General features: G+C 38.3%; 16 protein-coding genes. 12 read left to right on the top strand and 4 right to left on the bottom strand.

Features of this window, described 5'->3' with window-relative positions:
- Position 1: 1 nt before the first annotated feature.
- The gene (locus AC6H4V_RS01980) at positions 2-922 is read right to left on the bottom strand and encodes an outer membrane protein assembly factor BamD (protein ID WP_497607266.1); all 921 of its coding nucleotides are present in this window, start codon (positions 920-922) and stop codon (positions 2-4) included.
- Positions 923-1045: 123 nt separating this feature from the next.
- On the opposite strand from AC6H4V_RS01980, the gene fliW reads away from it, so the two are divergent.
- The 10 genes from fliW (at position 1046) to AC6H4V_RS01930 (ending at position 9614) form a co-directional block, all read left to right on the top strand.
- Positions 1046-1426, top strand: a complete 381-nt coding sequence (gene fliW, locus AC6H4V_RS01975; protein WP_428729212.1) for a flagellar assembly protein FliW — start codon at positions 1046-1048, stop codon at positions 1424-1426.
- A gap of 239 nt (positions 1427-1665) precedes the next feature.
- Entirely contained in the window at positions 1666-1953 is a 288-nt protein-coding gene (locus tag AC6H4V_RS01970; RefSeq protein ID WP_497607897.1) for a DUF2442 domain-containing protein, read from the top strand.
- A gap of 18 nt (positions 1954-1971) precedes the next feature.
- Positions 1972-2202, top strand: a complete 231-nt coding sequence (locus AC6H4V_RS01965) for a hypothetical protein (protein WP_497607265.1) — start codon at positions 1972-1974, stop codon at positions 2200-2202.
- Positions 2203-2204: 2 nt separating this feature from the next.
- Positions 2205-2477, top strand: coding sequence for a type II toxin-antitoxin system RelE/ParE family toxin (locus tag AC6H4V_RS01960; RefSeq protein WP_497607264.1), 273 nt, complete (start codon positions 2205-2207; stop codon positions 2475-2477).
- Between the two features lie 19 nt (positions 2478-2496).
- Positions 2497-2751, top strand: a complete 255-nt coding sequence (locus AC6H4V_RS01955; protein ID WP_497607263.1) for a hypothetical protein — start codon at positions 2497-2499, stop codon at positions 2749-2751.
- Positions 2742-3026, top strand: a complete 285-nt coding sequence (locus AC6H4V_RS01950) for a type II toxin-antitoxin system RelE/ParE family toxin (RefSeq protein WP_497607262.1) — start codon at positions 2742-2744, stop codon at positions 3024-3026. Before AC6H4V_RS01955 ends, AC6H4V_RS01950 begins: the two co-directional genes overlap by 10 nt.
- 149 nt (positions 3027-3175) lie before the next feature.
- The gene (locus tag AC6H4V_RS01945; RefSeq protein ID WP_497607261.1) at positions 3176-7666 is read left to right on the top strand and encodes a hypothetical protein; all 4491 of its coding nucleotides are present in this window, start codon (positions 3176-3178) and stop codon (positions 7664-7666) included.
- Positions 7660-8268, top strand: coding sequence for a type II secretion system protein (locus AC6H4V_RS01940; RefSeq protein WP_497607260.1), 609 nt, complete (start codon positions 7660-7662; stop codon positions 8266-8268). Before AC6H4V_RS01945 ends, AC6H4V_RS01940 begins: the two co-directional genes overlap by 7 nt.
- Positions 8269-9150, top strand: a complete 882-nt coding sequence (locus AC6H4V_RS01935; RefSeq protein WP_497607259.1) for a type II secretion system protein — start codon at positions 8269-8271, stop codon at positions 9148-9150.
- Positions 9126-9614: a hypothetical protein gene (locus AC6H4V_RS01930; RefSeq protein ID WP_497607258.1), complete on the top strand. Its 489-nt coding sequence runs from the start codon at positions 9126-9128 to the stop codon at positions 9612-9614. Before AC6H4V_RS01935 ends, AC6H4V_RS01930 begins: the two co-directional genes overlap by 25 nt.
- Before the next feature lie 119 nt (positions 9615-9733).
- Here the strand turns inward: AC6H4V_RS01930 and AC6H4V_RS01925 are convergent, their stop codons facing one another.
- Both AC6H4V_RS01925 and AC6H4V_RS01920 read right to left on the bottom strand, forming a co-directional pair.
- Complete coding sequence (locus AC6H4V_RS01925; protein WP_497607257.1) at positions 9734-10006, bottom strand: type II toxin-antitoxin system RelE/ParE family toxin; 273 nt, start codon at positions 10004-10006, stop codon at positions 9734-9736.
- Positions 9991-10251, bottom strand: coding sequence for a type II toxin-antitoxin system RelB/DinJ family antitoxin (locus AC6H4V_RS01920; protein WP_497607256.1), 261 nt, complete (start codon positions 10249-10251; stop codon positions 9991-9993). The genes AC6H4V_RS01925 and AC6H4V_RS01920 overlap by 16 nt, the downstream gene beginning before the upstream one ends.
- A 114-nt stretch (positions 10252-10365) precedes the next feature.
- On the opposite strand from AC6H4V_RS01920, the gene hpf reads away from it, so the two are divergent.
- On the top strand, positions 10366-10908 hold the full coding sequence (gene hpf / locus AC6H4V_RS01915) for a ribosome hibernation-promoting factor, HPF/YfiA family (RefSeq protein WP_497607255.1): 543 nt from the start codon (positions 10366-10368) through the stop codon (positions 10906-10908).
- Between the two features lie 24 nt (positions 10909-10932).
- Positions 10933-11175 (top strand): hypothetical protein, encoded by a 243-nt coding sequence (locus AC6H4V_RS01910; protein ID WP_300694266.1) that lies wholly within the window; start codon positions 10933-10935, stop codon positions 11173-11175.
- A gap of 479 nt (positions 11176-11654) precedes the next feature.
- On the opposite strand, the gene recG is transcribed toward AC6H4V_RS01910, so the two are convergent.
- Positions 11655-13445 (bottom strand): ATP-dependent DNA helicase RecG, encoded by a 1791-nt coding sequence (gene recG, locus AC6H4V_RS01905; RefSeq protein WP_497607254.1) that lies wholly within the window; start codon positions 13443-13445, stop codon positions 11655-11657.
- Between the last annotated feature and the right edge of the window lie 34 nt (positions 13446-13479).

Here is a 13479-nt window from a genome sequence, read left to right as displayed (position 1 = left end):
GCTATTTTTCCCCTTTTGTCGCAAATGGATTGAGGATGTCGTACCAGCTTGAGCCATCATCCTCTTCTTTTTGCTCCTCTTGTATCTCTTGAGTCTCTGAAAATGGATTTAAAAAATCGTACCAACTAGCGTTCTCATCCACTTTTACCTCTTCTTGAACAGCCTCTACTTTTGGCGCAACCGTCTCGTTTGCATCTTCCTCCTTGATAGAGTTTCTTGAAACAACACTTTGCGTATCTGGCACTATGAAGCCATACCAACTCTGCGTACCATCTCCCTCAAACCACGCTCTGTACCAAGGTGCTTCAGCTCTATCGAGTTCATCAAGCGCAATCCAAGGCTGAGGGTTCACTTCTCTGTAAAACTGCGCACTTTTTGGCTTATCAAGCCTGTCGTAGAGGTCCGATATCTCCTTATTGAGAACAAACTGCGCGAGATAAAGACGCACTAACATCGTGTTGACAACTTCATAGTACATAGAGTTCGGATAGTTCTGCTTAAACGCCTCACCTTGCGCTATGGCGTCATCGATGAGCACCTGATCGCGTCTTGGATGTGGAAGCGCTTTGTATTTTGCTTTGATTTTTAAAAACTCCGCATCCTCTTTCTCGTTTGGCGTTGCATAACGCTTGATATACTCATCCAAAAAGTGCTCACTTAAAAGATACTCTTCATGTTGCATGTGTGCTAGTGCGAGAATCATCGTCGCCTCAGGAAGCAAAGGTGAGCCGATATGCTCCCCTTGAAGCGAGCTGTAGTAACCATCCGCTTTTTCCAAATCCCCATTTGAGACCTGCTCTACTATTTTTGTGTACCAGTACATCGCCGGCTTGTTGTACTCTTCGATGGTGTCTTTAGAACAACCTGTAAAAAGCAGTACAAGCCCTGCAAGAGCCATAAGTGCGTAGTTTTTCAATGCCATTTCCCATAATCCTAATTCATAGATAAGGTGTTATTCTATCCAAAAGATATATAACGCGCATTAAACTAGGTACATTTTATGCTTAAAGTGTTACAATTGACAAAATGAACAAAAGGATTATTTATGAAATTTGACATCTGCGTACCGATCTTAGGCTTTGAGAACGTCAAGCAAGTAACACTAGAGAAGATTGACGACAACTTTATGAGAATGGTTGCAGCAGAGGATGCAAACATCTCTTTCACACTTATCAACCCTTTTGCTCTTAGAGAGTACGATTTTGAGATTCCAGACGCAACACAAGCACTCCTTGGCGTAGATGAAAAATCAAATATCCTCATCCTAAACATCCTCCTTATCCAAAACCCTGTTGAAGAGTCTCTCATCAACTTCATAGGACCAATGGTTTTCAACACCGACAACCAAAAAGCCGCGCAAATCATCCTCTCAGAGTCAACAAAATACGCTGTTGCAGAGAAGATTTCTGATTATTTGAAAAAATAGTTTTTTTCTCACTCTCCACGCCCTTTTAAAATGGGTGTGCAAGCCTTCTTCACTCTTTCAAATATAATTTTTATTGATGCTGATTTTTCTTTTTATCTTCTTTTAAGCACATCTGCGTGTATAATGTAATAAAGTGTTGGTTTGTTTTGTTGCATTAGTGAGATTGTTCAAAAATGGATTGATTATTTTGTGCTTCACAAAGAGATTCACTGTATCAAAATCGAAGGGAGGGTTAAGTGATGAGCCGTAACTCTGTGTTAAAAGTAGTAAAAGCCAAATATCTTAAAGAGTATAAAATTTCTTTGGAGTTCAACGACGGGAAAATTCATACCATCGATTTTGAACCGTTTCTTTGTTCATCTAAAAACCCAAGTATCGCAAAATACAAAGATTTGACACTCTTTGAGGCTTTTTCGATTACAGATGGCGATTTGGAGTGGAATGACTATGACCTATGTTTTCCCATCATTGATTTGTATGAAAACAAAAATATCTCCTCATCACAAAATGATGAGAGTGCAGCATAAAACCCAAAGGAGCCTAAGATGAAAACAGTAACATTAGAGATAGAAGATAACAAGTTTGAGCAGTTTATGATGATGCTAGATTTGCTTAAAAGCGATGTTGTCAAAAGATTTCAAGTACAAAAAACGGATGATGAATTTCAAATAGACGAAAAGCATTGTCTTGAAGTTTTGGACAAGGTAAATAGAGGGGATTTTTCGGGGATGAAAACACTCTCCTCTGATGAATTATTTAAAGAGTTGGGTATTTAATTATGTTTAAAATTGTACGAGAAGATAGATTTCTCAAAATTTCTAAAAAATTTTTAAAAAAACATCCTGATTTAGTTGAGAAGTTTAAACAAACAGTGCAAAAACTCGAAAACGACCCGTTTGAGCCTTCACTGAAACTGCATAAACTCCAAGGAAGTTTAGAGAAGTTTCATGCGGTTCGTTTGACTTACGAGTATCGCATAGTTTTGGTTTTGATAATTGTTGATGAACAAGTGATTCTTGTCGATATTGGAACACATGATGAAGTTTACTAAAACCCCCTAGGAGCCTAAGATGAAAACAGTAACATTAGAGATAGAAGATAGCAAGTTTGAGCAGTTTATGACGATTTTAAATTCGCTCAAGAGTGATTTGGTGAAAAATTTTGAAGTACAAAAAAAAGAGAGCCGTTGCGACTTAACAAACGACCCTTTGGCACAAGAGCTTCAAAGACGCATTCAAGAGATAGATGATGGTACAGTTGAGCTTATACCTCACGCCGAGGTTATGCGTAGAGTATATGCAAAATGGGAAGAGAAATGTATATAAATACATCTCGTCGCTATGAAATGGAGTTAAATACAATTCTTGATTTTATCGGTAAAAACAATCCAAGAAATGCTTTGAATTTTGCAAGAAAACTAGAAGCCAAAATCAATAATTTACCTCATTTTCCCTATAAATGCCGACAGTCTCAAAAATCAGATGATGTGGCTATCAGAGAACTGATATTTGAGGGATATGTCATCCCTTATCTTGTAGATAACGCAAAAGAGAGCATAGTCGTACTCGGTATTTTTAGCGAAAATGAGTGGAAGTTATAAAAAATCCTAAAGGAACCTAAGATGAAAAAAGCAAGTCACGAAACTCTTTCAAGTTTTTTTTGTTATCATAAGGTTTGTCATTACAAATATTGTCATCCTGAACTTGATTCAGGACCTCTAAAAAATAGACCACAGAAAAAGGGGACTCTATGAAATCGTTCAATTTACTTTCAAAAATTTTTATATCTCTACTGCTTTTAAGTAGTTTTGCCATTTTTAGTTGGGGGGCATGCCCAACACCAGGAACAAATGCTGGGACCTGGAATGCTTCTGCTGGGTCATCGTACAATAATCATACTGGCTATGTACAAAGCGATGATGCTGATTATTATATAATTACCAATCCAGTTGGTGGGCAAATTAATTTAACCATTCAAAATACTCCAGATACTAATAATGATTTATTTGCCACCTTATATAGTGATAGCGCATGTACAACGCAAGTATGGGCATCTGGTCAAATAGGAGATTTGCAAACTGTCTCTGCTACAGCAAATGTAACGGCTGGTACTACCTATTATCTTTATTTACTTGGAAGCAAATCCAATGGAGATACAAGATACTCTTTGAGCGCCAATAAACCTATAAAAGGGCATTCTGTACTTCATGAAAACCCATTTACACCCGTTTTCCCAAATGGTGGACTTAAGCTATTTGGTGATTTTGTTGCAACAGGGGATTCAGTTCTTTGTCAAAATAACGGTGCGGGTGGGTGTAACAACACCTATGCTGGGTATTTATATGATACAAATCTTATTTATAAAAACGAGGCAGGCATGACTCTAAACTCTGCGTCTTCAATTTTAACACTACCAGCAAATGTTGGGATTGATGAAATTGAGTGGGCTGGATTATATTGGCAAGGTCATATAGCAAATCCTGACGCAACTAACTATGCGACTTCTTCAATGGTGCAAAATCGTGGAAATGTAACTTTTAGATTACCAGATGGAACTACACAAAATATTACTGCCGATGATGTATGGTATCATGATTTTTGGGGAGATGGAGGCGGAAATGACGGTGGATTTAGATCTTTTTATCAAGGGTTTAAAGATGTAACATCACTTGTTAAGTCACATTTAGTAGGAGGAACAGCACAAACATTTTCAGTCGGCAATATTAAAGCGAACAACGGAGCAGATTGGTATTCATATTTTTATTTAGGTGAAGGTGCTGAATATGACGGGTTAAGAGTTGGATTTTGGGGCAACTGGTCATTAATCGTTGTTTATAAACACAATCCTGCCACAATGCCTGCAGGAACAAAAATTAAAAACATTAATGTATTTAACGGCTTTGACGCAATGTTTCCACTTCCTATTGATGGATATAGGACTTTTGATGTAGAGATACCAATGAGTGGATTTTTAACTCCAAAATCAAATGCTGTAAATGCAAAGATGCTGTTTTATGCTTCAGGTGGTGAAAAAAAAATTGAACGTGATGCTTTTTATATTCAAAACGCGAATGCAGGTTATTTGTATCAAAAGGTTTCAAATGCTTTAAATCCTATAAACAATCCTTTTAACGGTTCAGTTTCCGATAAGGGTGTTGCCGTAGATGCTTCAGTGAGTTATTATCCAGGAATGGATTTAGATATATTTGATGTATCAAGTTATATGGCAAACAGTCAAACTTCTACCTCACTTAAACTAGAGGCAGTATTTAGCAATAGCAACGGAGATCAGTCAACCCCAGGAGTAATAGCTTTTTCTACTGATTTATACACTCCTCAATTTTGTTACGATTATGGGTATGAGCAAAACGGTCTTCCTTTTACAGAAGAAAACAATGGAACTGCCATGCCGTATATCACAGGAACTCTTCCAAATACTGCAGATATAAATGTTAGTTTATACATAAGAAATCAAGAAAATTCAGACGTTAGAGCTGATAATGTGATGCTAAATATTGAAGATATTAACACTTCTGAAGCTATCTATATTCGCAATAGTACTGCAGTAACATATCCTCTTGACTTTACCCCAACAAGCAACACGGATGGTGGATGGCCGCTCAGTGTAAGCGATAGCTATATTCACAATATTCCGCTTGGAGATATAGATGGAAAGCAGCATGCCTATATCTACTATGCTTTAGCACCACAAAATATTGGTGATATACATATCCCCATAAAAGGTACTTTTTCTTATGATTTAGTTATTCCACTACCTGACAACACAACACTTACTCTTCCTTATTCATCGACAATTGGTGGAACAGGACTTCAAATGTGTTCTTCTGATAATTTTAGCTATACGCCAGAGTGGGGTATCTTCAGTGTCGTAGATGCAGGCCTTTATGATGCAGGTGGTACAAATAAATATTATGATTTAACAACTCAGGTTACAAAACGTCCAGCAAATCTCAGTATAGCTTCTTTTGATCCAATAGCACTTGATACTCCCAAACCAGTTACAACCATTGTAGCAGTTGAACTCATCGATGCAAGTCAGTTTCACGATGTTGATGCAGCATGTCGCGAACCATCAAGTGCAGTTAGCCCAAGAGTATGGATGGCATTTGAAAATAACGTTTCTCAAATTAATTTTAATGCCACAACAATTCAAGATGCGATAGATGGAGGAATGGTCTCTGATGTAATTACTGGCAATCCATCTAACATTACTTCACCAGCTGAATTCTTCAAAACTGCCACGCCTAATGCCGCTTTTAGGGTATCTTTCAATACATTAGCAGATCAAAATGATTCATTAATTCATATTGAACAAACTGCTCATGGAATTAGAATTGACAATTTCTCAGATATTCATCAGGTGTATCCACATTGTCGTCAATATGTAACAAATCCAAATAACAACAATATGACTAATATAACATCGGTTGCATGTTCTGACAACGGAAACAATAGTACATATCGTGATGTAGCAATATGTATGGAATGTTTGTATGGGACAAGAACACAAGTGCTTTGTTCGAGAGACAATTTTGCCATTCGTCCTGAAAGCTACACTGTAGAGTTAAGAGATGTAAATCAAACAAACCACACACAAGTGCAGCTTTTTGCTCCTAATCATACAGGAGTATCCGCAGCAGCACTTCAAACAGATAGAGTCAATATGGCAAGTGGGTATGATTACCGTTTTGATATTAACGCAACGAATCACATAGACAACCAAGCTTCTCCAGGCTATACGCGCTACTTTGCAACTGGTGGAAGTGACTATAACATTACCCTTGTTTGGGAGCCAAGCGTAGCAAAAACAGGATGTAATGACACTGCAGACAAGCCTCTCTCGATTAACCTTATCAATGGAACTGTAGCTGCAGAAGACAGCCTTGAACAGGTTGGAGAGTATCGACTTAATATTATTGATAAAACATGGACTGCTGTAGATTGGGATGCATCAAAACAAACACATCAAACTGGTTCTCATTTTCTCTCGGGAAGCGAATGTGCTCTAAACACAACTGATGTGCCTCTTCAAAATACGGTTATATCACTAAGTGGAACCACCATTAATAACAAAGTAGGTTGTGACATTAGCAGTGCGCATAATAATATTGAAAATACTCTTTTATATCGAGATTACACTTTTGAGTTTCATCCATACAAATTTGAAATGGGTGGTATAGTAGCTTCTTATGGTTTAAATAATGGGGCAAACCCATTTATTTATATGTCTGATATTATAAATCAGGATGAGAACATGTCATTTCACCTAACAGGTCCAATTAGCGCTGTCGGTTATGACAACTTAGCATTAAGCAACTTTGTCGATAACTGCTATGCAAAGGATGTGAATTTAACAGTAAATAAATCTGCTATTTCTGGTGCGGTTGATTATCTCTATAGATTTCACAATACAGATTTGCCTGCAAATGACCAAAATGGAACAATGAATAATCCTGCAAGCACTCTAACTCTTGGAGTAAACGACTTCAACCAATCAAATAACGGAAGTGTAAATACTGTTTTAAATCTTAATTTTGATAGAGAAGTAAATGCTTCAGTTAACCCTGAAAGATTAACATTTTCTACCTATGATTCTAACTGTAGTAATCCAACAGTAGATTGTACATTTAAAGCAGACCTAACAACCAAAACAACGCAAGGCGTAAGAAATCTAGATTTAAACGTAACCCATCTTTATGGACGTACTCACGCTTCAAAACAGAGATATAATTGCCCTGGTGGTGGTGCTTGTAACAATAATCCTGCAAATATATATTTTGAATCTTTTTGTTTTGGAACAGTAGGTGGTAATGCTTGCAATAAAAGCTTTTTACCCAACGGTCTTGCCTCAAGAAGAGTTGATGACACAAGATGGTTCTGGAATCAAAATCACGACATAACTAACGACGGGAATGTGACTATAGTATTACAAAGAGGCGGGACAAACGGTGCAGATATAGTAACAGCTACCGACAACCCTATAGGTAACCCATCAATTACTATTCTCGACTACAATGGAACTAAAGGCTATCCATACAAAACAACAATGGAAAATGGTGCATCCCCTTGGTTGATTTACAATGAAAGTGACCCAACAGCCACAAGAAACGAGTTTCAAGTGGAGTTCAACTCACAGGGAATTTGGACGGGCGAACACAACACAAGCACTACGACAAAAAGTGATAACGCCATAAGAACAAATAGGAGAATAATGTGGTAAGAGGATTGAAAAAACATGCTTTTACTCTTATAGAGCTTATCTTTGCTATTGTTGTTATGTCTATAGTGGTTATGTCTCTGCCCATCATGATGCAGACAACATCAAAAGCTATAGAGGACAACATAGTACAAGAAGCTATATTTGCCGCTTCGGCTGAATTGATGGGGGCTAGTGCCTATTACTGGGACACAAGATCTATAGAAGATATCAATGTAAGCGGCGGAGAAAGAGTTATAGATGTGGATGGTAACTGCAATGCCGATAGGCTAAGACCTGGACATATAGCGCAACCTTATCATAGAAGATGTTTAGATAGTACCGCAACAGGTGGTGTTAACTATACTACAGCAGAAACAACTGGGGAAAGTCTTAATAGAAGTGCTCATGGTACTGGCGATGCAATGTTTGACAATCCTGCTGCCGAAGCTGCGGGATACAAACAAATCTATACAAGTGCTATGAGCATAGCTCAAGGAACTGATAACGATATAAAAATATTAACTGCCAACATCTATGAAGATGATGGAACAACTCTTCTAACTTCTTTAAAAATTTATAGTGCCAACATAGGTGAAGTTGAATACTATAAGAGGGGATTTTAAATGCGTAAAAGAGCCTTTACTCTTATAGAGCTTATATTTGTTATCGTTATCATGGGGATACTCAGTAAATATGGGATTGAATTGCTCTTTCAAGCATACAATAATTTTATATTTTCTAAAACAAACAATGCCCTACAGTCAGAGAGTGAAGCGGCTGTAGAAACTATAGCGGCAAGATTGCAGTATCGTATAAAAGACTCTGTTATCGCTAAAAAAACTGATACTGATTTTAAAGCATTGGCAAGTTCTACCTATGGGGATACCGCTACCGTTTTAGAGTGGATAGGTTACGATATAGATGGACAAAGGGGCAATGGAACGCAAACTGCACCACTTTGGAGTGGAATCATCGATCTTAAACACGCCGATACAAATACAACTTCACTAGTTTCTCCTGCAACAGATACAACAAAAATAGGTGCAATGATTACAGCATTAGGCGGAAACGGTATAAGTGATGCAGCGCTCTACTCTGTAGGCTCGGACAGTGATATATACGCAAGTTATGGCTGGAGTGGAGCTTTGGCGAACCAAAGCGGAGCTATACACCGTATCAACTCAGTTGTAGGGGAACCTACTCAATTCCAATCGGGAGTAGGAGGCAATTTTATCGGTGCCGATATTTACGAGTACTATCAACTTGCTTGGACTGCGTATGCTGTTGTACATAACCCTAACAACGGAGAATTAAGGCTTTACTATGACTACCAACCGTGGCTAGGAGAAAAATATAGTGATAACGGAGTTAAAAATCAGCTTATTATGAATAATGTAGAAACCTTTCGCTTTAAAGGAATCGGCTCGATAGTAAAGATACAAGTATGTGTCAAAACAGATTTAATGGATGAGTACTCACTATGCAAAGAAAAAACAGTATTTTAAAAATAAATCCTCATAAAAACAGAGGTGCGTTTGCTATGATTATGGCGATAATAGTTATCATAGTTATCTCCACCATTATGGCGCTTTCGCTCTCTCTAACATCAGAAACAAGCAAGAGAACTACAGATATATACTTGTATGAACAAGCAGAACTAGTAGCCAAGAGTGCGGTAGAGTTAACTATGCTAGAAATTGCACAAAAAAACCCAACAACAAATTGTTTAGACACAAGCACAACTCCATATCAACCACCTTTTGACACAAATATCACTAATATTTTTAATGTGAATGTTACTGTCAAGTATGTTTTTACCAACGCTGTGGTTGGATGCGATATGTACATAAACAACATTGCCACTCCTGAACAAAACGGTTCAGTTTTAATGGATGTAGTTGTTAGCACAAAAACAGACATAACAACAGAACCAATCCGTTACTTTAGAAGAAGTATCCAAAAACTCTAAATTGTAAAAATATAAACCATTTTCTCGCTCCCATGCTCCTGCGTGGGAGTGTGTACTTTGTGCCGCTACTATAGTCTGTATTCCCACGGAAACCATGGGAACGAGAGAAAAGTGAAGAGCTACTTAAACAACTGAGAGTGAGTTCCTATCCTTACTAGATAGATGATTTCCTCTGTTGTTTTATAAATAACAAGCAAGTCTCCACTTACGTGAAACTCCCTATAGTTGCTATACTCTCCCTTTAAAGCGTGATCTAGTGCTTCAGGTGGTAACGATTGGTTTGAGAGGATTTTCCCCAAATATACTACATATTTTGAGTAGTGTTCATTTGAAAAACTAATTTTTTGTAAATCTTTTATAAATACCTTACTTCTCTCTAGTTTTTTATACATTGTTTCATTTCCAAGAGATGCTCTTCTACAGATAGAGGCTCAGTCTGCTTCTTTTCTACTTCATCCATAGCTTTTAAAGTTTCATCATTTGGTATCTTCACCTCAAAAGGTAGTCCTTTGTTGAGCTTAACTTGATTTAAAAAAAGATTTACAGCTTCACCCAAAGTAAGACCCAGCCTAGCAAATATCTCTTGTGCCTCTTGTTTTATATCTTTATCTAGTTTTATACTTGTAGTTTGTTTCATAAAATGCTCCTTTATATAATACTATTGTATTACAAAAAGAGCTCTCTGTCAAGATATTAACTATTGAGTTTTTAATGGTATAATCATTTTCTACCTACAACTAAAGGATTTCCCATGAATATATCATTAACCGGACGTCATATAGAACTTTCAGATGCTATCAAAGCACATATGCACGCCTCTATCGAAACACTTAGCAAATACCATATGGACATCATCTCGGTGAGCATCATCGCTTCGGCACAGACCAAAAAGGGCAAAGAGAGCTCAAGAGTAGAGTTTGTTATCAACCTTGCACACAAAAACTCTATCGTCATAGAGCAAAGCGATCAAGACCTCTATGCTGCCATAGACCTAGCAACTTCAAGAGCGCAAAAAGCGATGCGCCGTATGCACGACAAAGAGAGCGAACACCATAAGGATGGTATCAACGAAGCAAAAATCCAAGCGAGTGAGAGCATCGACCTCCACGAACTAAGCGAAGCGATGGAAGATGAAATCGTCCCAGTAGCACTAGAACTCTACAAACCACGAGAAGTAGAAGACGTCCTAAACGACCTAAAAGAGAACAAAAAACTCTTTGAAATCTTCATAGACAACGACGGTAAAACAAGGGTTCTTTACAAGAGAAACGACGGGAAGTTTGGGCTTTACTAAAATGTACTATGGTATAATCACCCCATGACATTACAAGAGCGCAAAGATAAAGCTGACATCATTGCAAAAGAGGCAGATTTAGTATATAAAAAGTCATTTCTGCTACTTGCGGCAAGTGGTGGAGTTGGTGGCTATGCCATCACTCAAAGCGGACTTTTTTCTTTTGCACTCTTTGGTATTTTTGGCTTTTTTTTACTGGGTATTGCAATAAACTATTTTGAGTTAAATAAATTAAAAAATGAGATAAAGGAGTGTAAAAATGGATAATGTATCTATTTTTGTCTTTACAGTTATTACGGCAATTGTAGTTGGGTATTTGGCACACAAAAACCATTGGAAAATTGCTGATTATTTTTAATAGCACAAATCCCTCTTTAACTATCTCCTAATTTTCCGCCAAGTCCACAAACGCAAATTTGCTTCCGCACTTTTTCTAAACTTGAAGTTTGGATTTTAAAAGTAATAGTGACTCATCAGGGGTAATCAGCCCCTGACGCTCAACACAATGGAGTTGGAAACCAAAACCAAAGTATGAGTAAAATCACTATTACACGATGTAGCATATAACTTTCCTTTAAAAGGAAGCTCCCGCCCACCCCAACCTTGCCAAAAAAAAGACAAAAAAAAAGGCTAAGACCAAAAAGCCTTAGCCTGATTTCGCTTCCTCGTTCCGTGATTAAGAGAACCTGAAAGTCATACGTACATCGACAAAAGAAGTATATCATAGAACAATAAAAAAATGCTTATTATTTCAAATCCATCTTCACCTCTTTAACTATCTCCTCATCTTCCGCCAAATCCACCCACTCAAACTCGCTTCCGCTTTGGTTGTGTCCTTTGAGCAAATCGCCGCTTTTTCTAAACTTTAGGTCAAGATTTGCGATGTCAAATCCGCTCTTAGTTTGGATAAACATATCTAGTCGCTGTGAAGCATTTTGGTTGGTGTATAAAAAACAGTAGCCTTTTAGTCCTGTGCGGCTGACACGTCCACGGAGCTGATGCAGGGTGGAGAGACCTAGCCTCTCGGCTCCGACTATGACAACAGTGCTAAGACGTGGGAGTGAAATGCCGACCTCTACCACTGTGGTTGCTATAAGGATGTCGCCTTTGTGGCTGAACTCTTGTAAAATCTCCTCTTTTTCTTTGTCCTTGCCATGTGTCACATAGACACGCTCAAACCGCTTCTCCCAAAATCCTCTTGCCTCTTCTATGCTTTGATACTCCAAAACCTCACTCTGCTCCACTAGCGGATATACAAGCAAAACTTGATTGCCTTGCGTTATTTCATTTTTTATGTGTTCTAAAAGCTCTTTAAAATCATTTTTGCGTATCACTTGGCTTGTGATGTCTTTTTTAAAAGGGGTGGTTGTGATGAGCGAAACATCTATGTGTGCTGTCTCTATCATCGCCTGTGTTCGTGGGATGGGGGTAGCGGAGAACTGTAAAAAATGGGGCTTCTTTTCGCCGCTGCTTACCAACTTTTCCAGCAAATTTCTCTGTGCTGTTCCAAATCTATGCTGTTCATCCACCATCACAAGAGAGGCTTTTGGTAGTTCTCTGTAAAGCAGAGCATGTGTCCCGATGAGAAAATCATACGCACTCAAATCTATCGCTTTTGTTTTATTGGTCACAAGTGCGATTTTAAGTGATGGCAGGTATTTTTTCGCCTCTTCAAAGAGCTGGTTTGCCAAAATGGTAGTGGGAGCCATAAGGATGGAGCGTTCTTGGTGCATCATAAAAGCCGATGCAAGGATAACCATAGTCTTGCCGCTTCCCACATCGCCGACTATCATGCGCCTTGCGGCAACATCTTTGGCAAAATCTGCTTTTATATCGTCTATGGATTTAGACTGTTCATCACTCAACACAAAGGGCAAACTCTGCGCCCACTCTTTGTAGCAACGAGTGGGGGATGAGTGTGTTTGAAAATATCTTCTTGTTTTTGCAAGCTGTTTCATATAGAGAAAAAGTTCTGTATATTTGAGTGCATGAAGAGTTTTTGGGTCTAGATTTTTGAGTTCCGGAGCTTTTAATGTTGGAAAATGAAGAGCTAAAAGTGCCTCCGCCACCTCCTCTTTTAGCCCCTCTTCAAGCAGATTTTCTTTGGTGAGCAGTGTTTGGATAAGACGGAGCATCACATCGCTTCTAAGAGGCGATTTGTACTTTGGCGTAATCGCTCCGATGTTGGTTACTTTTTTGGGCATGTTGATGGTGCATTGACCGCTTTTACACTCTATCATGCCATAGTAACAGTCTCGCTCTCCAACTCTAAACTGATGCAACATGTAGGGTTTTGGGCGAAACAGCACACCTGTGATGCTATGACCAAAGTTATGGGCGAAAAATGTAACTTGAAGCGAATTTGAAGCTTTATAAACAGACTCTACCGTCGCATCTATGAGTTGCATGGTGTGCGGATGAAGTTTGTCGAAAAGTCTCAAATCTTCATAGGATGATGGTGTAAAAAGAGCAAGTTCGCCACAACTGCCGATGCCTAACTTTTGAAACTTTTGCTCTTGCTCTTTTGAGAGTTTCATAGCTATTTGCCCGAACTATCTTCTAGTTTTTTTA

Source organism: Sulfurimonas lacustris, assembly GCF_059705355.1.
Note: the sequence above shows the minus strand (reverse complement) of the source record. Positions and strands in the feature narration are given on the sequence as shown.

Bases quoted from the DNA above. Each gene is read 5' to 3' on its own strand.
- AC6H4V_RS01980 (WP_497607266.1), bottom strand. From the start codon at position 922: ATGGCATTGAAAAACTACGCACTTATGGCTCTTGCAGGGCTTGTACTG.
- fliW (WP_428729212.1), top strand. From the start codon at position 1,046: ATGAAATTTGACATCTGCGTACCGATCTTAGGCTTTGAGAACGTCAAG.
- AC6H4V_RS01970 (WP_497607897.1), top strand. From the start codon at position 1,666: ATGAGCCGTAACTCTGTGTTAAAAGTAGTAAAAGCCAAATATCTTAAA.
- AC6H4V_RS01965 (WP_497607265.1), top strand. From the start codon at position 1,972: ATGAAAACAGTAACATTAGAGATAGAAGATAACAAGTTTGAGCAGTTT.
- AC6H4V_RS01960 (WP_497607264.1), top strand. From the start codon at position 2,205: ATGTTTAAAATTGTACGAGAAGATAGATTTCTCAAAATTTCTAAAAAA.
- AC6H4V_RS01955 (WP_497607263.1), top strand. From the start codon at position 2,497: ATGAAAACAGTAACATTAGAGATAGAAGATAGCAAGTTTGAGCAGTTT.
- AC6H4V_RS01950 (WP_497607262.1), top strand. From the start codon at position 2,742: ATGTATATAAATACATCTCGTCGCTATGAAATGGAGTTAAATACAATT.
- AC6H4V_RS01945 (WP_497607261.1), top strand. From the start codon at position 3,176: ATGAAATCGTTCAATTTACTTTCAAAAATTTTTATATCTCTACTGCTT.
- AC6H4V_RS01935 (WP_497607259.1), top strand. From the start codon at position 8,269: ATGCGTAAAAGAGCCTTTACTCTTATAGAGCTTATATTTGTTATCGTT.
- AC6H4V_RS01930 (WP_497607258.1), top strand. From the start codon at position 9,126: ATGCAAAGAAAAAACAGTATTTTAAAAATAAATCCTCATAAAAACAGA.
- AC6H4V_RS01925 (WP_497607257.1), bottom strand. From the start codon at position 10,006: ATGTATAAAAAACTAGAGAGAAGTAAGGTATTTATAAAAGATTTACAA.
- AC6H4V_RS01920 (WP_497607256.1), bottom strand. From the start codon at position 10,251: ATGAAACAAACTACAAGTATAAAACTAGATAAAGATATAAAACAAGAG.
- hpf (WP_497607255.1), top strand. From the start codon at position 10,366: ATGAATATATCATTAACCGGACGTCATATAGAACTTTCAGATGCTATC.
- AC6H4V_RS01910 (WP_300694266.1), top strand. From the start codon at position 10,933: ATGACATTACAAGAGCGCAAAGATAAAGCTGACATCATTGCAAAAGAG.
- recG (WP_497607254.1), bottom strand. From the start codon at position 13,445: ATGAAACTCTCAAAAGAGCAAGAGCAAAAGTTTCAAAAGTTAGGCATC.